The following is a 247-nucleotide window of genomic DNA, read 5'->3' as shown; positions in this document are numbered from 1 at the left end:
GACTATTAAACAACTCTTTAGCTGATGGATAATTAAGTTCGTTTAAATATTTTATATCAGGCTCAGTTTGTTTCTTATCTTCAATATAGCAATCTTTAATGAATTCGTTAATTTCATCTTCGACGACAGATAGAAAAAATTCAGTATTTTCTTTCCAAGAAAAATTAAAACCTCTATCTTCCAGATCATCGCTTCCAAAATTAAATGTTCGAATTCTAACTTTATTACTTATATCGCAATTACTATC

General features: G+C 27.5%; 1 protein-coding gene. It reads right to left on the bottom strand.

Translation table 11 applies throughout. The features are described 5' to 3' along the window. Positions 1 to 247: hypothetical protein (locus SB749_RS20405; protein ID WP_410711915.1), on the bottom strand; the 247-nt coding region annotated here is incomplete at both ends.

This window comes from Brevibacterium sp. SIMBA_078, assembly GCF_046534565.1.
Classification (GTDB): Bacteria; Actinomycetota; Actinomycetes; order Actinomycetales; family Brevibacteriaceae; genus Brevibacterium.
This window is presented reverse-complemented; position numbering and strand designations above follow the sequence as displayed.